20 protein-coding genes and 3 tRNA genes are annotated in these 20,874 nt (G+C 75.5%); 7 read left to right on the top strand and 16 right to left on the bottom strand.

Annotated elements, in window-relative coordinates; all coding sequences use genetic code 11:
* Positions 1-801: 801 nt before the first annotated feature.
* The 3 genes from AB6N24_RS14080 (at position 802) to AB6N24_RS14090 (ending at position 4,108) form a co-directional block, all read left to right on the top strand.
* Complete coding sequence (locus AB6N24_RS14080) at positions 802-2,277, top strand: sensor histidine kinase (RefSeq protein WP_412870018.1); 1,476 nt, start codon at positions 802-804, stop codon at positions 2,275-2,277.
* Positions 2,274-2,951 (top strand): response regulator transcription factor, encoded by a 678-nt coding sequence (locus AB6N24_RS14085; RefSeq protein WP_412870019.1) that lies wholly within the window; start codon positions 2,274-2,276, stop codon positions 2,949-2,951. Before AB6N24_RS14080 ends, AB6N24_RS14085 begins: the two co-directional genes overlap by 4 nt.
* A 74-nt stretch (positions 2,952-3,025) precedes the next feature.
* A complete protein-coding gene (locus AB6N24_RS14090; protein ID WP_412870020.1) occupies positions 3,026-4,108 on the top strand; it encodes an adenosine deaminase in 1,083 nt (360 codons plus the stop codon).
* Positions 4,109-4,115: 7 nt separating this feature from the next.
* On the opposite strand, the gene AB6N24_RS14095 is transcribed toward AB6N24_RS14090, so the two are convergent.
* The 6 genes from AB6N24_RS14095 to AB6N24_RS14120 all read right to left on the bottom strand — a co-directional run bounded on the left by AB6N24_RS14095 (position 4,116) and on the right by AB6N24_RS14120 (position 10,424).
* The gene (locus tag AB6N24_RS14095) at positions 4,116-5,216 is read right to left on the bottom strand and encodes a hypothetical protein (protein WP_412870021.1); all 1,101 of its coding nucleotides are present in this window, start codon (positions 5,214-5,216) and stop codon (positions 4,116-4,118) included.
* On the bottom strand, positions 5,213-5,833 hold the full coding sequence (locus AB6N24_RS14100; protein ID WP_412870022.1) for an RNA polymerase sigma factor: 621 nt from the start codon (positions 5,831-5,833) through the stop codon (positions 5,213-5,215). The genes AB6N24_RS14095 and AB6N24_RS14100 overlap by 4 nt, the downstream gene beginning before the upstream one ends.
* A 70-nt stretch (positions 5,834-5,903) precedes the next feature.
* Complete coding sequence (locus AB6N24_RS14105; RefSeq protein WP_412870023.1) at positions 5,904-6,425, bottom strand: peptidase inhibitor family I36 protein; 522 nt, start codon at positions 6,423-6,425, stop codon at positions 5,904-5,906.
* Between the two features lie 2 nt (positions 6,426-6,427).
* Positions 6,428-7,591 carry a UDP-N-acetylmuramate dehydrogenase gene (locus AB6N24_RS14110; RefSeq protein ID WP_412870024.1) on the bottom strand — a complete coding sequence of 388 codons (1,164 nt, stop codon included), beginning with the start codon at positions 7,589-7,591 and terminating at the stop codon, positions 6,428-6,430.
* Positions 7,588-8,913, bottom strand: a complete 1,326-nt coding sequence (locus AB6N24_RS14115; RefSeq protein ID WP_412870025.1) for an MFS transporter — start codon at positions 8,911-8,913, stop codon at positions 7,588-7,590. The genes AB6N24_RS14110 and AB6N24_RS14115 overlap by 4 nt, the downstream gene beginning before the upstream one ends.
* A gap of 38 nt (positions 8,914-8,951) precedes the next feature.
* Positions 8,952-10,424, bottom strand: a complete 1,473-nt coding sequence (locus AB6N24_RS14120) for an MFS transporter (RefSeq protein ID WP_412870026.1) — start codon at positions 10,422-10,424, stop codon at positions 8,952-8,954.
* A 218-nt stretch (positions 10,425-10,642) separates the two neighbouring features.
* On the opposite strand from AB6N24_RS14120, the gene AB6N24_RS14125 reads away from it, so the two are divergent.
* Complete coding sequence (locus AB6N24_RS14125) at positions 10,643-11,704, top strand: LacI family DNA-binding transcriptional regulator (protein WP_412870039.1); 1,062 nt, start codon at positions 10,643-10,645, stop codon at positions 11,702-11,704.
* 117 nt (positions 11,705-11,821) lie between these two features.
* Here AB6N24_RS14125 and AB6N24_RS14130 read toward each other — a convergent pair whose 3' ends face one another.
* The 6 genes from AB6N24_RS14130 to AB6N24_RS14155 form a co-directional block, all read right to left on the bottom strand.
* Positions 11,822-13,315 (bottom strand): Tat pathway signal sequence domain protein, encoded by a 1,494-nt coding sequence (locus AB6N24_RS14130; protein WP_412870027.1) that lies wholly within the window; start codon positions 13,313-13,315, stop codon positions 11,822-11,824.
* 166 nt (positions 13,316-13,481) lie between these two features.
* A complete protein-coding gene (locus AB6N24_RS14135) occupies positions 13,482-13,910 on the bottom strand; it encodes a MaoC family dehydratase (protein WP_412870028.1) in 429 nt (142 codons plus the stop codon).
* A complete protein-coding gene (locus tag AB6N24_RS14140) occupies positions 13,910-14,359 on the bottom strand; it encodes an FAS1-like dehydratase domain-containing protein (protein WP_412870029.1) in 450 nt (149 codons plus the stop codon). The genes AB6N24_RS14135 and AB6N24_RS14140 overlap by 1 nt, the downstream gene beginning before the upstream one ends.
* A gap of 21 nt (positions 14,360-14,380) precedes the next feature.
* Entirely contained in the window at positions 14,381-14,551 is a 171-nt protein-coding gene (rpmG, locus tag AB6N24_RS14145) for a 50S ribosomal protein L33 (RefSeq protein WP_034628739.1), read from the bottom strand.
* An 82-nt stretch (positions 14,552-14,633) separates the two neighbouring features.
* Positions 14,634-14,707 (bottom strand) — tRNA-Met (locus tag AB6N24_RS14150).
* A 62-nt stretch (positions 14,708-14,769) separates the two neighbouring features.
* Positions 14,770-14,842, bottom strand: a tRNA-Thr gene (locus AB6N24_RS14155).
* Between the two features lie 224 nt (positions 14,843-15,066).
* Here AB6N24_RS14155 and AB6N24_RS14160 point away from each other — a divergent pair.
* Both AB6N24_RS14160 and AB6N24_RS14165 read left to right on the top strand, forming a co-directional pair.
* Positions 15,067-15,270: a hypothetical protein gene (locus tag AB6N24_RS14160; RefSeq protein WP_183295426.1), complete on the top strand. Its 204-nt coding sequence runs from the start codon at positions 15,067-15,069 to the stop codon at positions 15,268-15,270.
* Positions 15,271-15,419: 149 nt separating this feature from the next.
* Positions 15,420-15,869: a hypothetical protein gene (locus tag AB6N24_RS14165; RefSeq protein WP_412870030.1), complete on the top strand. Its 450-nt coding sequence runs from the start codon at positions 15,420-15,422 to the stop codon at positions 15,867-15,869.
* Between the two features lie 88 nt (positions 15,870-15,957).
* On the opposite strand, the gene AB6N24_RS14170 is transcribed toward AB6N24_RS14165, so the two are convergent.
* A tRNA-Tyr gene (locus tag AB6N24_RS14170) sits at positions 15,958-16,039 on the bottom strand.
* A gap of 215 nt (positions 16,040-16,254) precedes the next feature.
* Here AB6N24_RS14170 and AB6N24_RS14175 point away from each other — a divergent pair.
* Positions 16,255-16,752 carry a YajQ family cyclic di-GMP-binding protein gene (locus AB6N24_RS14175; protein ID WP_034628745.1) on the top strand — a complete coding sequence of 166 codons (498 nt, stop codon included), beginning with the start codon at positions 16,255-16,257 and terminating at the stop codon, positions 16,750-16,752.
* Between the two features lie 73 nt (positions 16,753-16,825).
* Here the strand turns inward: AB6N24_RS14175 and AB6N24_RS14180 are convergent, their stop codons facing one another.
* The 3 genes from AB6N24_RS14180 to AB6N24_RS14190 all read right to left on the bottom strand — a co-directional run bounded on the left by AB6N24_RS14180 (position 16,826) and on the right by AB6N24_RS14190 (position 20,764).
* Positions 16,826-18,034: an FAD-dependent oxidoreductase gene (locus AB6N24_RS14180; RefSeq protein WP_412870031.1), complete on the bottom strand. Its 1,209-nt coding sequence runs from the start codon at positions 18,032-18,034 to the stop codon at positions 16,826-16,828.
* A 308-nt stretch (positions 18,035-18,342) separates the two neighbouring features.
* Entirely contained in the window at positions 18,343-19,206 is an 864-nt protein-coding gene (gene htpX, locus AB6N24_RS14185; protein WP_412870032.1) for a zinc metalloprotease HtpX, read from the bottom strand.
* Positions 19,207-19,366: 160 nt separating this feature from the next.
* Positions 19,367-20,764: an FAD-dependent oxidoreductase gene (locus AB6N24_RS14190; RefSeq protein ID WP_412870033.1), complete on the bottom strand. Its 1,398-nt coding sequence runs from the start codon at positions 20,762-20,764 to the stop codon at positions 19,367-19,369.
* Between the last annotated feature and the right edge of the window lie 110 nt (positions 20,765-20,874).

A 20,874-nucleotide genomic window follows, 5' to 3' on the forward strand; every position in this document is an offset into this window, starting at 1 on the left:
GGGCGGCTCCGCGTCGCCGGGCGGGTCCGCGTCGCCGGGCGGGTCCGCGTCGCCGGCCGGTGCGCGTGCGTGGCCGGGCACGGCGGGATGGTGGGTCGGGACGAGAGCACCGTCGGCCGACGTCACGCCGGAGCGCACCCGCGGCACCGACCCGGCGGGCGACGGGACGAGCACCCGAGCGACGTGGTGGTCGGGTGACGTCCCGCCGGCCCGCTCGGTCGCGCCGGCGCCCGCAGCGCCCGCACGCTCGGCGGAGCACGCACCCGTGGCGCCCGCACCGAAGGCGGAGCCCGCACCCCGCGCTCCCGCTCCCGCTCCCGTTCCCGTTCCCGCTCCCGCTCCAGCTCCCGCTCCCGCTCCCGCTCCCGCTCCCGCTCCCGCTCCCGCTCCCGCCGTGGAGCATGCACCCGTGGTGCCCCCACCCGCTCCCGTCGTGGAGCACGCCCCCGTCGCACCCGCACCCGCACCCGCGGTGGAGCGCGCACCCGTCGCACCGGCCCCCGCGCCGGCCACCCTGCCGCCCGGCAAGCCCACCGAGGCCCGCCCGCCCGCCGGCCGTGCGCCCGGACGCGCCTCCCACGCCCGCCCGACGCGGGACCAGGCGCACGTCACCGCACCGACCCGACCCCAGCCGTCGACGTCGGACCTGCGGGGCGCGGCGTCCGGTCACGGGAGGTCCGGCCGCGACGGCGGGTACGGCGCCGACCGTGGTCACCACGGACACCACGGTCACGTCGCCCACGGCGGGACGTGGTGATGCGCTCGGCCCGACGGCGACGGGGCCGCGCCCCGCACGACCGGGTGGCGCACCTGACCGTCCGTGCGCGGGTCCTCTCGGCGGTGCTGCTGCTCGCGGCGCTCGCGGTCGTCATCGCGGGGGCGACGGCGTACCTGCTGCAGGCGCAGCGCACCGACAAGCGCATCGACGACTCGCTCGTCCGGGCGATCGACGTGCTGCGCTTCGTGACCGCCGAGGGCCCCGACGCCGAGCGCAACCCCGAGCTCGAGTTCACGACCGTGACCGACCTGCTCTACGCGGCGGTGCAGCGCCGCGGCTTCACCGAGCACGAGGGGGTGCTCGCGCTGGTCGACGGCGAGCCGCGCTGGCTGGCCTCGACGTCCGTGCCGCTGCGCCTCGAGGCCGACGAGGAGCTGCTGCGCCGGCTCGCGGCGGTCTCCCCCGACGACCCGGTGGAGCTCCAGACCGTCCGCACGTCCGCGACCGAGTACCGCCTCGTCGCGATGCCGGTCTCGGTCACGGGCGACCCGCACCAGGGTCTGTTCGTCGTCGCGATCGACCGGCGGGCCGAGATCGCGACGATGTCGCGGGTGTACCGGTCCTACGCGTCGGTCGCGCTGGGCTCGCTCGTGGTCATCGCGCTCGTCGCGTGGTTCGTCGTCGGGCGCCTGCTCCGGCCCGTGCGGCTGCTGCGTGACACCGCGCGGCACATCACCGAGTCGGACCTCTCGGAGCGCATCTCCGTCAGCGGCTCCGACGACCTGTCCGACCTCGCGCGGACCGTCAACGCGATGCTCGACCGGCTGCAGAGCGCGTTCGGGTCGCAGCGCGAGCTGCTCGACGACGTGGGCCACGAGCTGCGGACGCCGCTGACGATCGTGCGGGGACACCTCGAGCTGCTGGACCCCGACGACCCCGACGACGTGCGGGCGACCCAGGCGCTCGCGCTCGACGAGCTCGACCGGATGCACCGCCTCGTCAACGACCTCATGACGCTCGCGACCGCCGAGCGGCCCGACTTCGTGCGGGTCGCCCCCACGGACGTCGGGCGGCTCACCGACGACGTGCTCGACAAGGCGCGCGGGCTCGGTGACCGGCGCTGGCAGGTCGCTGCCCGGGCCGACGCGACGGTGCTCGTCGACTCCCAGCGCGTCACGCAGGCGTGGCTCCAGCTCATCGCGAACGCCGTGTCGGTCTCCGCCCCGGGGACGTGGATCCGCATCGGCAGCGAGATCCGCTCGGGCCGCGTGCTGCTGTGGGTGCGCGACGAGGGTCCCGGCGTCGCCCCCGAGGAGGAGGCGCGCATCTTCGAGCGTTTCCACCGCGGCCGCGCCGACCGCATCGGTCGCCGCGGCGACGGCGCCGGGCTGGGCCTGCCCATCGTCGCCGCGATCGCCGCGGCGCACCACGGCCGCGTGACGCTCGAACGGCCCCCGCTCGGTGCGGGCAGCGGGGCCGTGTTCGTGCTCGACCTCCCCGCGCTGGACCTCGTGGAAGAACCGCGTCTCACCCCCGCCGAGCTGTTGGAGCAGACATGACACAGATCCTCATCGCCGAGGACGAGGAACGCATCGCCGCGTTCATCGCCAAGGGCCTGCGTTCCGAGGGCTTCGCGACCGCGACGGTCGCGACCGGCGCGGAGGCGCTCGCGCTGGCGCGCACCGGCGAGTACGCCCTCCTGGTGCTCGACCTCGGGCTCGCCGACATGGACGGGTTCGACGTGCTGCGCCAGCTCCGCGAGTCCGGGGCGCGACTGCCCGTCATCATCCTCACGGCGCGCAGCTCCGTGACCGACACCGTCACGGGCCTGGAGTCGGGCGCCGACGACTACATGGCCAAGCCGTTCCGGTTCGAGGAGCTGCTCGCGCGCGTCCGGCTCCGGCTGCGCACCCCCCAGGTCGTCGGCGAGGTCGCGACGCTGACCCACGGGCCGCTCCAGCTCGACCTGCGCACGCGCCGCATGCGGGTCGGCTCGCAGGAGGTCGACCTGTCGGCGCGCGAGTTCGCGCTCGCCGAGACGTTCCTGCGCCACCCGGGGCACGTGCTGAGCCGCGAGCAGCTGCTCTCGCAGGTGTGGGGCTACGACTTCGACCCGGGCTCGAACGTCGTCGACGTGTACGTCCGCTACCTGCGCAAGAAGCTCGGCGCGGAGCACTTCGACACCGTGCGCGGCGTCGGCTACCGGCTCGTGGACGCGACCGCAGGGGTCTGACGGCCGCTGCACGCCGGCGGTCCGGGCGGTGGCCCCGGGCGGCCGACCCCGGCGCGCCCTGGCACACTGTCGGCGTGCGAGACGTGGCCCTGCTCCCCAAGGCCCACCTCCACCTGCACTTCACCGGCTCGATGCGCACGGCGACGCTGGGCGACCTCGCGGAGCGCTCCGGCGTCCGGCTGCCCGCGGCGCTGCTCGACGGCGACCCGTTGCGCGTCCCCGCGGACGAGCGCGGCTGGTTCCGCTTCCAGCGCCTCTACGACGCCGCCCGGGCGTGCGTGCGCACCGAGGCGGCGCTGCGCCGGATCGTCGACGAGGCGGCCGCGGACGACGCCGCCGAGGGCTCCGGCCGGCTCGAGCTGCAGGTGGACCCCACGTCGTACGCGCCCTACGTCGGCGGGCTCTCCGCGGCGCTCGAGATCATCCTCGACGAGGCCCGCACCGCGAGCGCCCGCCACGGTGTCGAGGTGGCGCTCGTCGTGGCCGCGTCGCGCATGCGGCACCCGCTCGAGGCGCGGACGCTGGCACGGCTCGCGGCCCGCCACGCCGGCGAGGGGCCCGGGGAGGTCGTGGGGTTCGGGCTGAGCAACGACGAGCGGCGCGGGGACACCGAGGAGTTCGCGCCGGCGTTCGCGATCGCGCGCCGCGCCGGGCTCGCCTCCGTCCCGCACGGCGGCGAGCTCCTGGGACCCGAGCACGTCGTGGACGTCCTCGACCACCTCGCCCCCGACCGGCTCGGCCACGGCGTGCGCACCGCCGAGGACCCCGCGCTGCTCGAGCGCGTCGTCGCCGGCGGCGTGGCGCTCGAGCTGTGCCCCGCGTCGAACGTGTCGCTCGGGGTGTACCGGCAGGCGTCGGACGTCCCGCTGCGCACGCTCGTCGACGCGGGGGCGACCGTGGCGCTCGGCGCCGACGACCCGCTGCTGTTCGGCTCCCGGCTCGCGGAGCAGTACCGCACCGCGCGCGACGTGCACGGCTTCGACGACGAGGCCCTCGCCGAGCTCGCGCGCGGCTCCATCCGGGCGAGCCGGGCCGGTACGGCGACGCGAGACCGCCTGCTCGCCGGCGTCGACGCCTGGCTCGCAGCCCCGGACGAGGCCGTCCCGGACGGGGCCACGCCGGACAGGGCCGCTCCGGACGGGCCCGTCCCGGCATGAGCGACCCTCAGCCGCTCTCGTCGACCCATGCCCGGGTGAGGTACGCGTCGAACCCCACGACGGCGGGCGCCGGGACCCCGTAGCCCGCGGACTCGTCGACGAGCACCCGCTCGACGCCGACCAGGGCGCCGTCCGCCGGGTCGACGAGGAGGATCGGTCGCACCGGCGCACCGACCTCCGGCCCGACGGTGATCGCGACCGTGCGGCGCCCGGCCCGGTCGAGGACGGCGCCCAGGGTCACGAGCCGCTCCTCGCCCGCGAGCGCCGACCAGAGCGCGGCGTCGACCGCGCCGCTCACGACCGCACGCTCCTGGACCCGGGCCGTCCCCTCGAGCAGGCACACCGCGGTCTCGTCGGGCGTCGACTCCCGCGCCGCGCACACCGTCCCGTCGAGCAGGCGCTCGCGCAGCACGTCGGGTGCGAGCCCGGCGAGGGCGTCGAGGGTGGGGGCGTCGCTCGCCCCGGGGCCGAACGTCTGCTCCTCGGGCGGACCGGGGGCGGCCCCGTCCTGGGGCAGGCGCCCCCCGACCTCGAGCGGCTCGCCCGACCTCTCGACGCTCCGCAGGGAGCCGTCGGGACGGACCCAGGTGTCGACGGTCCCGGGCACGACGGCGGCGCGCGTCCCGCCGGCGTCCGTCGTGCCCTCGAAGGTCCAGCGGGCGACGTGCACGTACTGGACGTCGCCGGTGCGCGGCGGCTCGACCCGGGCGCGCGCCGCGTCCGCGAACGACGCCAGCACGGGCGCGGCCTCGTCCCCCGTCGCCTCGGCGAGCTCGGTGTCGACGACGAGCCCGTAGCTGAGCAGCGGCGGGGTGTCCGCGACGGCGCGGGGCGTGCCGAGCGGGTCCGCGAGGACCGCGACGGCCAGGGCGGTGACCGCGGCGACCCCGACGGCCACCCGGACGGGCAGGCCGTCGCGCGTGCGGCGGGCGCGTGCCCGCACCTCCCGGGGCAGCGGCCGGCGCGCCGGGTCGGGCCGGGTGCGGACGATCCGGTCGAGCGCCTCGCGCGCGGCGGGGCGCTCGTGGGCGCGGTCGAGCACGCGCTCGGGCACCGGGTTCGTGTCGCCGAGCAGTGCCTGGACCTTCTGGACCTCGTGGTCGTTCATCGACGCCGCGGCGCGAGCCCCCGGCGCCCCGGGAACCGGTCCTGGTCCTCGTCCCCGTGCTCCACCCGGGCGGTGTGCGGGGCGGACGGGCGGGCGGGCGCGTCGTCCTCGACGGCGTGCCCGGCCTGGACGAGCCGCTCGAGCCGGTGGCGCGCCCGGTGCAGGCGCATCGCCGCGGTGCCGGGCGAGCAGCCGAGCACACGCCCGAGGGCGACGAGGTCGAGGCCGTCCCACGCGACGAGCTGGAGGATCTCCTGGTCGCGCGGCGCGAGCTTGCGCATGACGGTCGAGGCGAGCATCCGGTCGGTCACGATCTCGGCGGGGTCGATCTCGACGATCGGCACGCCCGCGGCGAGACCGGCGCGGATGCGGACGTCGAGCCGCGCGGCGCGCAGCCGGGCGCGCTGGGAGTTCGCGAGGATGTTGCGCGCGACCACGATGAGCCACGCGGTCCGCGCGTCGGGGTCCTCGGGCAGGACGTCAGCGCGGTGCCACGCGACGGTGAGCGCCTGGGCGGCGACGTCCTCGGCGACGTGCCAGTCGGTGCGCCGGGCCGCGTACCCGAGCACGACGGGGTACAGCTCGGCGAACATCGCCGCGAACTGGTCCTCGTCCACGTGCAGCCCCTTCGTGACCTCAGGGGCGAGTGTAGGCACACGACGCTGCCGCGGGAGCGCCGGGCGCGCGTCAGCAGCTCGTCGCGGTCGCGTTCTGGATCAGGGACCGGGCACCGGCGAGCCAGCCGCCGACGGCCTGGTTGCGGGTCCAGGGTCCGGCGCAGACGCTGCTGCCCCCGCCCCCCGCCGTCTCGTAGAACGTGGAGCGCTTCGACCGCTTGTTGGCGTAGCTGCCGATGGTCACGGCCGGCAGCCCGATCACGGCGCCCGGCTGGTTGAGCTGGAACATCGTCCCCCCGTAGAACGGGCCGGTCCAGACGCACGTGGTGCCGGACGCGCAGTCGCCGTAGGAGAGCGTCCCGACCTCGGCGTGCACGACGGTCACCGCGCCGCCCTGCAGGCTCACGGTCTCGAGGACCCGGTGGCCGGGGTCCGCGACGGGCTCGTCCTCGGGGAGCACCGGCGTCGCGCCCAGCAGGAGCGAGGCGACACCGAGGAGGGCGGTCAGCACGGTGCGCCGCTCGCGCGCGCTCCCGAGGGAACGGTGCAGCGCGTTCGAGGCGGAGCGTGCCCAGTCCAGGAAGATGCCCATACCTACACCATGTCCGGAATCGCCCGGACTTCACCAGGGGATTCCGCGGGGACAGCGCCCGTCGTCGAGCCCGTGCCGTCGAGGCTCGCGTTCACGAGCACCGGCTCGGGCTCGAGCTCGATCCCGAACCGGGCGCGCACCCCCTCGCGGACCTCGCGGGCCAGCGCGAGCACGTCCACGGCGCGCGCCCCGCCCCGGTTCGTGAGCGCCAGCGTGTGCTTGGTCGAGACCGCGGCCGGCCCCGGGAGCCCGTGCCCGCGCCCGAACCCCGCCTGCTCGATGAGCCACGCGGCGCTCGTCTTGGTGCGGCCGTCGCCCGTCGGGTAGCGCGGCGCGCCCTCGGGCAGCAGCGCCGCGAGCTCCGCGTCGAGCACCGGGTTGGTGAAGAACGAGCCCGCGCTCGCGGTGTCCGGGTCCGCCGCGTCGAGCACCATGCCCTTGCCCGCACGCAGCGCGAGCACCGCCGCGCGGACGTCGGCGAGCGGCGCCCGCTCCCCCACCTGGACGCCCAGGGTGCGCGCGAGCTCGGCGTACGCGACCGGCTCCGACAGCGGACCGATGCGGAGCTGGAACGTCACGTCGAGGACCACGTAGCGCGGCGTCGGCCCCCACGGCGACCTCGGGTCCCCCTCGACGGGGCGCATCGAGCGCTTGAGCAGCGACGTGCGGTAGCCGAAGGCGAGGTCCACGAGCGGCAGCGTCCGCACCCGGGCACGCCCGCGGTCCCACACGCGGACCACGGAGATCGTCTGCGCGACCTCCTGGCCGTACGCGCCGACGTTCTGCACGGGCGTCGCACCGGTCGAGCCGGGGATGCCGGAGAGCGCCTCGATCCCGACGAGCCGGGTCGCGACCGCGTGCGCCACGACGTCGTCCCACGGGGTCCCGGCCGGGACGGTGACGGTGACGCCCGCGCACGCCGAGGCGTCGGGCGTCTCGACGCCGGTCCGCACGTCGCGCACGACGACGCCGTCGAACCCCGCGTCGCCGACCAGCAGGTTCGAGCCGCCGCCGAGCACGAGCAGCGGCTCGCCGGCGTCGTCCGCAGCACGCACCGCCGCGATCAGCTCGGCCTCGGTGCTCGTCTCGACGTAGCGCCCGGCGGGCCCGCCGACGCCGAGCGTCGTGAGCGCGGCGAGCAGGGGGGCGGGAGCCGGGTTCGTCACCGCGCCAGGTTATCGGTCGGCGGCACGTCCGCCGGGGCCGCGTCCGCGCGGCCGTCCTGCCCGTCGCCGTGCTCGTCCCGCTGCCCCGCAGCGCGGAGGGTCACGGGCTCGACGGGTGCCGCCGCCCGGACCACGAGCAGCCCGACGAGCACCGGGACGGCGATCGCGAGCAGCGCCTGCCGGTACCCGATCTCGTCCGCGAGCAGGCCGAGCAGCGGCGGGCCCGCGAGGAACGCGGAGTACCCGACCGTCGACACGACGCTCACGCGCGCCGCGGCGCGCAGCGGGTCGTCGCTCGCGGCGGACATGCCGACGGGGAACCCGAGCGCGGCGCCCATCCCCCACAGCACGACGCCGACGAGCGCGAGCCACAGCATCGTGTCGGGCACGAGACCGAAGATCAGGAGCCCGACGAGCGAGAGCGCCGCGCAGAGCCGGAGCACCGTCACGCGCCCGTACCGGTCGAGCAGGTTGGTGCCGAGGAAGCGCATCGCGGTCATCGCCGTGACGAAGACCCCGAAGACGAGCGCACCGACGGTGTCGTCGGTCGCGAAGCCGTCGACGACCGCGAGCGCGACCCAGTCGTTCGCCGAGCCCTCGGTGAGCGCGGCGGCGAGCACCACGAGGCCGATGAGCAGCGTGCGCGGCTCGAGCCACGCGCCGAACGCCCGGCGGGCGACCGCACCGGTGCTCGCGTCCGCGTGCTCGACGTGGCCGGCGGCCGGCAGGAACCGGCGCACGCACCACGCGACGCCGATGCACGAGACGACGAGCACGGCGGGCAGGTGGACGTGCACCGGGACGTCGAGCCGGGCGGCGAGGGCCGCGAGGCCGGCCGCGACGACGGTCCCGAGCGAGAAGCCCGCGTGGTACCGCGGCATGACCGTGCGTCCGAGCTTCTGCTCGACGATCGCACCCTCGAGGTTCATCGCGGCGTCCCAGACCCCGGTGCCGACACCGAAGACGACGAGCCCCGCACCGACCACGACGGCGTTGCCCATCGCGACGCCCGCCGACGCGATGACGAGCCCGGTCGCGTTGACGAGCGCGAACCCGAGCACGGTGCGGGCCGCACCGAGGCGCGTGACGATGACGCCCGAGAGCGGCAGCGAGACGAGCGACCCGACCGAGCCGACGAGCAGCAGCACCCCCATCTGCGCGGGTGTCAGGCCCAGCCCGTCGCGCACCGCCGGCAGGCGCGAGGCCCAGCTCGAGAAGTGCGCGCCGTTGAGGACGAACACGAGGAAGACCGCGAACGACGCGGCGCGGACGCGGGCCGGGTCGACGGCGGGTGCGCCGGTGACGTGGGGGGTGCTCGACATGGGTCGGTCGGCTCTCTCGTGGGAGGTGCGGTCGGTGGTCATCGGGCGGCGGGGGCGGCGCCGACGGCGTCGAGCTCGGGCTCCGGGGCGGACGCGGTCCCCCGGCCATCCTCGCCCACGGGTCCGACGACGCGGGAGACGAGGGCGGCGAGCGCCGGGTCGTCGGCCGCCGGGGCCGGCAGCGCAGGTGCAGCGGGCGGGTCGACGCGCGCGACCCGGCTCGAGAGGCTCACGCTCACGACCATCGCCCCCGCGATGAGGACGAGCGCGTGGCGCGCGCCCATCGACTCCGCGGCGAGCCCGAGCAGCGGCGGCGCGGCGAGCGAGGCGACCGACGAGAACGCGGACACGACGGCGACGCGCCCGGCCGCGAGCATCGGGTCGTCGGACGCCGCCGCGATGCCGAGCGGCACGGCGAGCGCGGCGCCGAGCCCCCACGCGACGACGCCCGCGCCGGCGAGCGGCAGGGTCGGCGCGAAGCCGAACACGAGCAGGCCCGCGAGCGAGACGACGCCGGACGTGCGGAGCACCGCGACCCGGCCGTAGCGGTCGATGAGGCGCGTCCCGAGCAGGCGCACGACGGTCATGGCGGCGACGAACGACCCGAACACCGCCGCCCCGACGGCCTCGGGCTGGTCGAACCCGTCGACGACCGCGAGCGCGAGCCAGTCGTTCGCGGAGCCCTCGGAGAGGGCCGCCGCCATGATGACGACGCCGATGAGCACGGTGCGGGGCTCGCGCCACGCGTCGAGCGCCGTGCCGAGGCCGCGGCGCGGGGTGCGCGGGGCCGGCACCCCGGGGGCAGCGGGTGCGACGTCGGTGAGCACGCGCTCGCGCACGGGCCGCGACGCGACGACCACGTGCCGGATCGACAGCAGACGCCACACGGTCCCGACCACGGCGGTGGCGAGGAACTGGCTGAGCAGCGGCACGTCGAGGTGCGCGGCCAGCGCGCCGACGCCCGAGCCGGCGACGGCACCGATCGAGAACGCCGCGTGGAACTGCGGCAGGACCGTGCGGCCCATCCGGCGCTCGACGGAGGCGCTCTCGACGTTGAGGGGGACGTTGCCGACGGCGAACGAGACGCCGGTGAGGAAGATGCCGACGGCGAGCAGCGGCACCGAGCCGAGCGTGGGGCCGGCACCGATGAGCACGTACGCGAGCGCGAACCCGACGGTCGAGAGCAGCAGCGCGAGGCGTCCCCCGCGTCGCGTGACGAGCACGCCGGCGACCGTGGCCGTCGCGAGGGCGCCGAGCGAGCCCGCGAGCAGGACCGAGCCCAGCTGCCCCGTCGTCAGCTCGAGCGCGTCGCGGACCGCGGGGATCCGGGCGAGCCAGCTCGAGAACGTCAGGCCGTTGAGCGCGAACAGGCCCATGAGGACCCAGCGCGCCCGCACGAGCGGGAGGGCGTCCGAGGTCCGCGGGGCCGGACCGGCGGGGGCGTCGGGTGCGGAGACGGGGGCGGGGGCCGGGGCGGCGACGCGGTCGACGCGGTCGCGCGGGTGAGTCACGAACAGCTCCAGAGCGGGGGTGAGAGCCCGGCGGGGTGGTGGTGGCCGGGGGCGGATCGAATCGATTCGATCGAACCGCGCGACGCGGGTCGAAACGATCTGAGGATGACGACCAGTCTGCGGGTACGCTGGCCGCGGCGTCAACCGACGTCGCGCGAAGTCACCCCGGACCACCCGGGCGACCGCCCCGGCGGCGCTCCTGCAGGAGGCGGTGCACCCTGTCGAACCAGCGACCCACGCTCGCGGACGTGGCGGCCACCGCCGGGGTCTCGGTCTCGACCGCGTCGCTCGCGTTCTCCGGCGCCGGCCCGATCGCCGCGACGACCCGTGACCGGGTGCTCGCCGCCGCGTCCGAGCTCGGCTACAGCGGCCCCAACCCGCTCGGCCGCCAGCTGCGCAGCGGACGCTCCGGCATCGTCGGCGTCGTCATCGGGGACGCCCTGCGGCGCTCGTTCCGCGACCCCGTGTCGATCCAGGTGCTCGACGGCCTGGTCGACACGCTCGGCGTCCTCGGGCTCGGCGTGCTGCTCATCCCCGGCTCGACCGGCCCCGGCGCGCCGCTGGTCGACCCGCTCGTCGAGTCCGCCGCGATGGACGTCGCCGTCATCATGTGGGGCTCGACCCCGCACGACCCCGTGCTCACGACGCTGCGCCGCCGCGGCATCCCCGTCGTGCTCCTCGAGGGGCAGGCGACCGAGGGTGTCGCCGCCGTCGGCATCGACGACCGTGCCGGGATCGCGGTGCTCGCGCAGCACCTGCTCGACCTCGGTCACCGCCGCATCGCGACCGTGACGCTGCCCTTCGACCAGGCCCGGCGCTCGGGGCCCGTCGACGACGCCCGCCTCGCCGCGATCGAGTGGCAGGTCACCCGCCGGCGCCTCGCGGGCGTCCGGGACGCGGGCGTCGAGCCCGTCGAGACCTGGGAGACGCCGGCGTCGCTCGTCGAGCACGGCGCCGACGCCGGCCGCGCGCTGCTCTCGCGCCCCGACCGGCCGACCGCGGTGATCGCGCAGTCCGACCTGCTCGCATCGGGTGTGGTGCTCGCCGCCCGGGAGCTCGGGCTCCGCGTGCCGCAGGACGTGTCCGTCGCCGGCTTCGACGGCCTCGACCTGCCCTGGCTCGCGCCCGACGCGCTCACCACCGTCGTGCAGCCCCTCCAGGCGAAGGGCGTCGCGGTGGGCAACGCCGTCGAGGCGCTGCTCGCGGGGTCGCAGCCCGAGTCCGTCGTGCTGCCCGTCGAGCTCCGTGTCGGCACGACGTCGGGCCCCGTGCCCGCCTGAGGCGCGCAGGACACCACGCCGCGCCCACGACGGGCAGGGCGGGTCCCAGCGTCGGCGGTGCGCTGCGGGGCCGCCCCGCGTCCCTCCGTGGACGCGGGACGACCCCGGCGCTCGCGCTCAGTGCCCGTGCAGCCCGTTCTTCTGGAACGGGTTCGCGCCCTCCACGGCCATCAGGTACCAGGACGTCGCGCCGACGTGCTGGACCTGGAAGTAGCCGAAGCCGAAGCCGCTGTCGAGGAGGCTCGACGCGGCGACGACCCCGCCGCCGGGCGCGAGCTCGACACCGCCGAGGTGCTGCCCCGCGCCCAGCTCCGACTGCGCGACGCGCACCTGGTCGAGCAGCGCCTCCGCCCGGTGGCGGTCCCGGCGCCCGCCGCGGTCCGCGTACGACGCCGCGAGCTGCGCGGTCCCCTCGAGCCACACGCCCTGGGGGTGCACCGTGATGCCGTTGTACTGCGCGGTCGAGGTCAGGCTCGCGGTGCTGAACGTGACGCCCGAGACCGTCACGCCGTCCGGCAGCTGCGACGTCGGGGCGTCGGGCTGGTCCGTGACGGCGAGGGCCGAGGCCGCCCAGTCGAGCGAGCTCGCGTAGCGCCGCTCGCGCAGCGCGATCCAGCTCCACGTCGCCGGGTCGAGCGGCAGCGGGTCCCGGTTGATCTCCACGCCGTCGTTCGTCCCGGTGTAGAAGGTCCCGACGGCGGGCTCCCACATGCGGTCGACGAACGCGCGGGCGTGCGCCGCGGCGTCACGCCACCGGCGTTGACCGGTCGCGCGCGAGAGCAGCGTGAAGAACGCGACGCAGTCGATGTTGTGCTCCGTCGAGCCGTTCGGCACGGGCTCGTTCGCGCCGTTGACCCCGAACGAGAACCCGCCGAGCGGCGCCTGCGACCACGTGTGCTTCGTGATCCACTCGCCGATCCGGATCGCCGCGTCCAGGTACCGCCGCTCGCGGGAGCGGAAGTACAGCTGCACGAGCGCGACGCCCGGCCACGCCATGTCGCCCACCGCGGTGCCGAGGAAGCCGAACTGCCAGCCGATGTTCGCGGTGCCGTCGGGCAGCACGAAGCCGTACGGCTGCGGCGTCCCGTCGTAGAACGTGTACGGGCCGACGTTGTAGCCCTGACGGAGGCGTCCGTCGGAGTGGACCGGGTCGTGCTCCATCGCGTAGACGAGGCCGTCGGCGAGCACCCGGGCGTGCTCCGGCACTCCCCGCTCCGCCGCGAGCAGCGCGTTGATCGCGAGGGCGTTGTCGTAGACGAACGCGGTGCTGAACAGCCCGAGCTCGTCGGCGTAGCTCTGCGCGAGCCGCGGCCCCGGGTTGACGTCGGGGTAGGAGTCGGTCGCGACGCGGATGAACTCGAGCGCGGCCCGCTTCGACTGGCGGACTCCGCCGTACCCGTGCCCGTGCCCGCCGCCGGTCGCGACGGGGCCCTGGGCGGTCGCGCCGCCCGCGGTGCCGAGCACGGCCCAGCCCGCAGCACCGACGCCCGCGGCGGCGAGGAAGCCGCGTCGGGTCGGCGCGGCGCGGTCGAGGACGTGGCGCGAGCTCGGGTCCGAGGGGCCGGCCACGAGCGGCGACGGCTGCGCGGCGGATGATGCGGTCTCGTGCATGTGGTTTCCCCATCCCGGGGGCCGCGCCGGTGCGACCCCCCGGAGGACACCGTAGTGACACGATTCACGAACCGGAAGAACCGGGCATCCACTCCCCCCGATCGGGTAGTGGTCGAGGGCGCCACCGGCGGGGTGCGCAGGTGCAGGGGCGAGGGGTCGGCGGGGCTCAGGCGAGCCGGACGACTGCCTGCGCCTTGCCCAGCACGCGGGTGCCGCCCGACGTCACCGTCAGGTCGACGCGGGCCGTGCCCTCGCCGGCGTCGAGCGCCCCGACCGTGGCGACGACCTCGACGACCGCGTGGCCCGGGTCCGGGACCGGGACGGGCCGCGTGAAGCGCACCTGGTAGTCCACGACCGCTCCCGGGTCCTGCGCCCAGTCGGCGACGACGGTGGCCGCGGCGCCCATGGTCCACATGCCGTGCGCGATGACCCCGGGCAGCCCGACCTCGGTCGCGAGGCGCTCGTTCCAGTGGATCGGGTTGAAGTCGCCGCTGGCGCCGGCGTACCGGACGAGGCGGGCGCGGTCGACGGTGAGCTCGGCGCGGCCGACCTCCTGGCCGACGGCGAGGTCCGCGAGCACGGGGCGGCCGCTCATCAGGAGCCCTCCCCGCGGACTGCGAGCGTCGAGACGACGGTCGCGACCGGCGCACCGTCGGCGTCGGCGATCTCGGCGCGCGTCGTGATCATCGCGAGGCCGGCGCGCTCGGCGATCGAGTCGACGTGCAGGACCGTCACCAGGCGGTCGCCCGCGTGGATCGGCCGGTGGTGCGTGAAGCGCTCGTCCGCGTGCACGACCCGGCTGAAGTCGATCCCGGCGGCCGGGTCGGTGAACAGCTGGGCCTCGGCACGCTGCGCGACCACGACCGCGAAGGTCGGGGGCGCGATGACGTCCGGGTGGCCGAGAGCGCGCGCGGCGTCCACGTCGGTGTGGGCGGGGTGCGTGGCGCAGACGGCGTCCGCGAACTCACGGAGCTTCTCGCGCGCGACCTCGTAGGGCGCGTTCGCGGGGTACGTGCGTCCCGCGTACTCGGCGTTGACCGGCACGGCTGGCGTGGGCGCCAGGCGTCAGCGGGTCTCGCGGTGCGCGGTGTGGCGACCGTCGCGCGGGCAGAACTTCTTCAGCTCCAGGCGGTCGGGGTCGTTCCGGCGGTTCTTCTTGGTGATGTAGTTCCGCTCCTTGCACTCGGTGCACGCGAGCGTGATCTTCGGGCGGACGTCTGAGCTCTTGCTGGCCATGGTCTTGCCACCTCTCGCGCCCCGGGGCGCAACGTACTGGTCGCACGCGTCGCCGGCCGACGCGCGGTTGTGTTCTTGGCGGTAGCGGGAGCGGGACTCGAACCCGCGACACCACGATTATGAGCCGTGTGCTCTAACCACCTGAGCTACCCCGCCTTCATCGGTGCGCGGGGGCCGCTCCGCTCCTACGAGCGTCACAGCCCCCGGCACACCAACAGAGCCCCGAAAGGGAATCGAACCCTTGACCTTCTCCTTACCATGGAGACGCTCTGCCGACTGAGCTATCGGGGCAGCGCGTGCAAGGTTACACGGGCGGGGCCGTCGCTGCGAAATCGAGTCCGCGAACGGGCGCCCCACGTCGCCCACCGTCCGGCCGCGGCGCCCCGGCCGTGCCACCGCATCGTGAGACCTCGATGACTCCAGGCGGGTGATCTGCGGCCCTCCGAGGGCGGCAAACTCGGGTGAACCCCGTGTGAACGGCTGCGCGGCACCTCGGCGTCCGTCAGAGTACGTCCGTGCCCATCGACGATGCCCTCCGTGTGGAGATCACCGACGCCGACGTGCGCGCCGCCAAGCGGGACTGGCTCGCGGCGCGCGACGGCGGCGAGCCCGCCGTGACCGTCGAGACCGCGTTCTGGCTCTACCGCACGCTCATGTCGACGCAGGCCCAGCAGCTCGCGGACGACCTGCGCCGCGCACGCCGCGCCGACCACCCCTGACCCTCCGCGGAGCGCGCGGGCCCTCGGCCCCGACCCACCTGCCCCCCGCGCCCACGGTCGACGTCCGGCTCGGCACGCCGCTCCCGGGCGGGTGGCGAATCGTTTAGGGAAGTCGCGGGCGACATATCGGGCGTGCCAGCATCCCCGCCATGTCCACCCGACGGCGCACGTCGCCCGCAGCAGCCCTCGTCCTCGCACTCGGCCTCGCCCTGACGGCCGGGTGCACCGGCTCGTCCGAGGAGCCCGACGACGCCGCTGCGACCGGTGGTGAGCTGACGTGGCCCGAGGCGATCGACGTCGACGAGGCCGAGGGCGAGTTCTGGGTCGTGTGGACCGGGGTCGCGGAGTCGGGCGCCGACGTCGAGGCCGCGCTGCAGCCGTCGGTCGACGCGCTCGCCGAGGTCGGCTACGACACGCTGCCCTGGGACCCCAAGTGCCAGTCCGGCGCCGAGGAGAGCCTCGTCGCGCTCACCGGGTACGCCGACCCGCTCGGCGTGGGCGTCCCGTTCGCGACGGCGGAGGACGCCGGCGCCTTCGACACCCTGTACGAGGGCGCGGTCGTCACCGTGACGCCCGGCACGCACACCTGCGCCGCCTGACCCTCCCCTGCGGCCCGCCGCCGCAGCAGGTCCCCGCACGAACCACAACGGCCGCCCTCTCGTCGAGAGGGCGGCCGTTCTGCGTGGGTGGCGGGTGAGGGATTCGAACCCCCGTAGGCGTTGCCAGCTGATTTACAGTCAGCCCCCTTTGGCCACTCGGGTAACCCGCCAAGGTTCGCGCGCCGCGGACGGCGTGCGGGTGGAAGGATAGCAACGATTCCGAGGTGCGTGCGCAGCCGCCCAGGACCGTGCGGTGCAGACCGGGGCACACCGGCCTCGTAGGGTGCAGGTGACGGGGCGGGCGCGCGTGCCGACCCCGGACCGACCGACCGCAGGACACACCGAGAGATGCCGGCCGCCACGGCGTGCCGCGAGGAGGACAACCATGGCGAGCGAGTCGTCGTTCGACGTCGTCAGCAAGGTCGACCGCCAGGAGGTCGACAACGCGCTGAACCAGGCCGTCAAGGAGATCCAGCAGCGCTACGACTTCAAGAACGTCGGGGCGTCGATCGCCTGGAGCGGCGAGAAGATCGTCATGGCCGCGAACTCCGCGGAGCGCGTGCTCGCGATCCTCGACGTCTTCGAGACCAAGCTCATCAAGCGGGGGATCTCGCTCAAGTCGCTCGACGTGGGCGAGCGCGAGCCCAAGCCGTCGGGCAAGGAGTACCGCCTCGAGGCGCTGATCAAGGAGGGCCTGAGCAGCGAGATCGCCAAGAAGATCGGCAAGCTCGTGCGCGACGAGGGCCCCAAGGGCGTCAAGTCGACGATCACGGGCGACGAGGTGCGGGTCTCGGCGAAGAGCCGCGACGACCTGCAGGAGGTCATCGCGCTGCTCAAGGGTGCCGACCTCGACGCGGCGCTGCAGTTCACGAACTACCGCTGAGCGGACGCCCGCGGCCGCTGCGGCCGGTGGTGTGCGAGGGGCCGGCCGTCGACGACGACCGGCCCCTCGCCCGTCAGGCGTCGACGGTCGCGAACCGGGCGATCGTGAACGCCGCGAGGTCCGGCTCCTCCTGCGACGGCTCCGCGGGGCCGGCCGCGAGGTCGGCGAGGAGCTGGCCGAGCGCGGGGGCGAGCGCCGCGCCGTCCCCTCCGAAGCCCGCGCCGACGACGACCGGGCCGACGCGGTCGACCAGGAAGCCGCCGTCCGGGGTCGTCGTGGCCGTGCGGGTCACGGGCTCGACGCGGTCCGGGTCGAGCCCGGGCAGCCAGGCGTCGACGTAGGCGCGCAGGACGTCGGGACCGCTGCCGGCGCCTGCGTCGGCGGCGTCGCCCGCGGGGACCCGGTGGCCGACCACCGCGCCGACCCCGGGCACGTGCCGGCCGTCGACCGCGAGCGCCGGGTAGCCCTCGTCGACGCCGAGCGACCCGCGCGCCTCGGCGTGCGCCTCGGGGTCGACGTGGTGCGTGAAGCTGACCCACGCCTCGCCGCGCAGCGACGCGTCCCGTGCGGCGAACCGGGCCGGCTCGGTCCGGGCGACGCGGAGCTCCGGCAGGTGCTCGAGGCCGGGGACGCCGTCGACGAGGGCCGCGGTCGCCGCTCCTGCGGCCACGACGACCGCGCCGACGACCAGCTCGTGCTCGGGCGCGTAGCCGCCCTCGGTGACTCCCCCGGCGACCCGCACCCGCGCCCGCCCGTCCTCGGTGCGGGTGACAGCCACGACCTCGGCCCCGTGGCGGACGTCCGCGCCGTGCGCGACGGCCTGCCGCTGCAGCAGCGCGACGGTGCGGCGCGCGTCGACCCGCGCCGCGGACGGCTGCACGATCACCCGGTCGTCGAACCGCATGCCGGGCCAGCGCTCCGCCGCCTCGGGGCCCGTGAGGTACTCGAACGGCGCGCCGCACGCGAGGAGCGCCTCGGTGACGGGCCGCACGGCGCGGACGGGCCCGTGCTCGACGCTCGCGACGGGCGTCAGCAGCTCCTCGCCCGACTCCGAGCCGAGCGTGGCCCACCAGGCGTGCGCCGACTGCGCGAGGCGCACGTACGCGGGGTCGGGGTGCGCGAGCCGCACGATCTGCTCGTCGCCCGTCTCGGGGAGCGCGACGTCGGCCGCCTCGCGCTCGAGGAGCACGACCGGCACCCCGCGCCGCGCGAGCGCCCAGGCCGTCGCCGATCCGGCGGCCCCGCCGCCGACCACGGCGACCTCGTACGCGCGTTCCCCCATGACCGTCCCTCCGTCGTCCACCGCTGTGCCTGTGCGGGCCCGGCACCGGCCTGTGCCGGCGCACCACCCCCGTGCCGCCCGGCCGTCGTCGCTCGCGACCCCGCTCGCGAGCCGGCTCACGCTAGCGCCCGTCCCGCTCGTCCGCTTATGTCCGTTCACAGGGTGACCCGGCGCGGACCGCGAACCGGGCGGGACGCGCACGCGTCACCCGGATGCGCGCCGTGGTGCACCCGGACGCCACGGGCGCACCGCACCCGGCCCTCCGCCGGCCGTGTCGCGCCCGTGGCCGCAGCCCTGAGGTACCAGGGTCACGCGGGCGGCAGACCCGCCATGCGCTGCAGCCGGGCGATGCGGTCGGGCATCGGGGGGTGCGTCGCGAAGAACCGGCCGACGCCCCCGCCGCGGAACGGGTTCGCGATCATGAGGTGCGAGACGTCCACGAGCTCACGGTCCTGCGGCAGCGGCCGCACCTGCGTCCCGAGCTCGAGCTTGCGCAGCGCCGAGGCCAGCGCGAGCGGGTCCCCCGTCAGGCGGGCGCCGTCCTCGTCGGCGTCGTACTCGCGCGTCCGGCTCACCGCGAGCTGGACGAGCATCGCGGCGAACGGCGCGAGGATCGCCATCGCGAGCGCGGCGAGCGGGTTGCCGCGGTCGCGGTCGTTGCCGCCGCCGAAGATCAGCATCATCTGCGCGAGCGAGGTGATGACGCCCGCGACGGCGGCGGCGACGCTCGAGGTGAGGATGTCGCGGTTGTACACGTGCATCAGCTCGTGGCCGAGCACGCCGCGCAGCTCGCGCTCGTCGAGCAGCGCGAGGATGCCGTCGGTGCAGCACACGGCCGCGTTGCGCGGGTTGCGGCCCGTCGCGAACGCGTTGGGGGCGGCCGTCGGGGACACGTACAGGCGCGGCATGGGCTGGCGCGCGGCGGTCGACAGCTCACGCACGATCCGGTACATCGCCGGCTGCTCGAGCTCGCTCACGGGGCGGGCGTGCATCGCCCGGATCGCGATCTTGTCGGAGTTCCAGTAGCTGTACGCCGTGGTCAGGACGCCGACCAGCGCGAAGACCCAGATGAGCCGGCCGTTGCCGATGAGCGCGCCCATGCCGAGCAGCACCGCCCAGAGGGCACCGAACAACGCCGCGGTCTTGAGCCCGTTGTAGTGCTGGTGACCCATCCGTGCGCCGCTCCTCCCGGTCCGTGCGTGCTTCCACCCCGACAACGCGCACGGGCGCGGTGACGTTCCCTCCGTGCGCTGCACCTCGTCGCCGCGGACGCGCCGACGGCGCCCCGGTCACGAGGACCGGGGCGCCGTCGGGGGTGTCGCGTGCGGGGGCTCAGTCCTGCGCGAGCTCCCGGCCGAGCGAGATCGAGACCATGTGGTCGCGCGGGACGAGCTTGACCCGCTCGCGCCCGTGCGGCTCGCCGAGCGAGCGCTCGTACGCGTCGAGCAGCTGCCAGCCGGACCACTCGATGACGTCGACGTCGCGCTGCGCGAGGAAGTCGATGACGGCCTCCGGGTCGCGGTCGGCCGCCGTGAAGAACGGGTTCTCCGGGTCGGACGGGTCGCCCGCGTCCTCGGTGAGGTGGCGGATGGTCTCGCTCGCGTCGGACTTCGTGTGGCCGATGAGCCCGACCGGCCCGCGCTTGATCCACCCGGTCGCGTACACGCCGGGGACGCGCTCGCCGTCGACGTCGACGACGCGGCCCTCACGGTTCGGGATGACGCCCGCGACGTCGTCGAACGGGATGTCGACGAGCGGCGAGCCGAAGTACCCGACCGCGCGGTACACGGCCTGGACCGGCCAGTCGTGCAGCTCGCCGGTGCCGGTGACGTTGCCGTCGCCGTTGAGCGCGGTGCGCTCGGTGCGCAGCCCGACGACCTTGCCGTCCTCGCCGAGCACCTCGACGGGCTTGTGCAGGAAGTGCAGGTGGATGCGCCGGCTCGCGGTGTTCTCCTCCGGCTCCTTGAGCGTCCAGTCCGTGAGCGTCTTGACGACCTGCTTGGTCTGGTTCGACGAGTGGATCGCGGCCATCGAGCCCTCGTCGAAGTCGAAGTCCTCGGGGTAGACGATGACGTCGACGTCCGGCACGTGGCCGAGCTCGCGGAGCTCGAGCGGGGAGAACTTGACCTGCGCGGGGCCGCGGCGCGCGAAGACGTGCACGTCGGTCACGGGCGAGGCCTTGAGCTGCTCGTAGACGTTCGCGGGGATCTCCGTCGGCAGCAGGTCGTCCGCGTGCTTGGCGAGGATGCGCGCGACGTCGAGCGCCACGTTGCCCGCACCGAGGACGGCGACGTGCTGGGCCTCGAGCGGCCACGTGCGCGGGACGTCCGGGTGGCCGTCGTACCAGGACACGAAGTCCGCGGCGCCGTACGAGCCGTCGAGCTCGATGCCGGGGATCGCGAGCGAGGCGTCGCGGATCGACCCGGTCGAGAAGATGACCGCGTCGTAGAACTGGCGCAGGTCGTCGAGCTTGAGGTCGGTGCCGTAGTCGACGTTCGCGAGCAGGCGGATGTCGCCGCGCTCGAGGACCTTGTGCAGCGCGACGATGATCTGCTTGATGCGCGGGTGGTCCGGCGCGACGCCGTAGCGCACGAGGCCGAAGGGCGCGGGGAGCCGCTCGAACAGGTCGATGCTGACGTCGAGGTCGGTCTTCGACAGGATGTCGGCCGCGTAGATGCCGGCCGGGCCTGCGCCGACGACGGCGACGCGGAGGGTGCGGTTCGTGCTCACGGGACGCGGACGCCTTCCGGGTCGGGGAGGCCCTGGCAGCTCTGGTCCCGCGGTCCTGCGTCGTGGCCGTCATCGCGTCGGCGGATCATCACGTCGGCGGTGCAACACGT

The organism is Cellulomonas jepli (assembly GCF_047229345.1).
GTDB lineage: Bacteria > Actinomycetota > Actinomycetes > Actinomycetales > Cellulomonadaceae > Cellulomonas_A.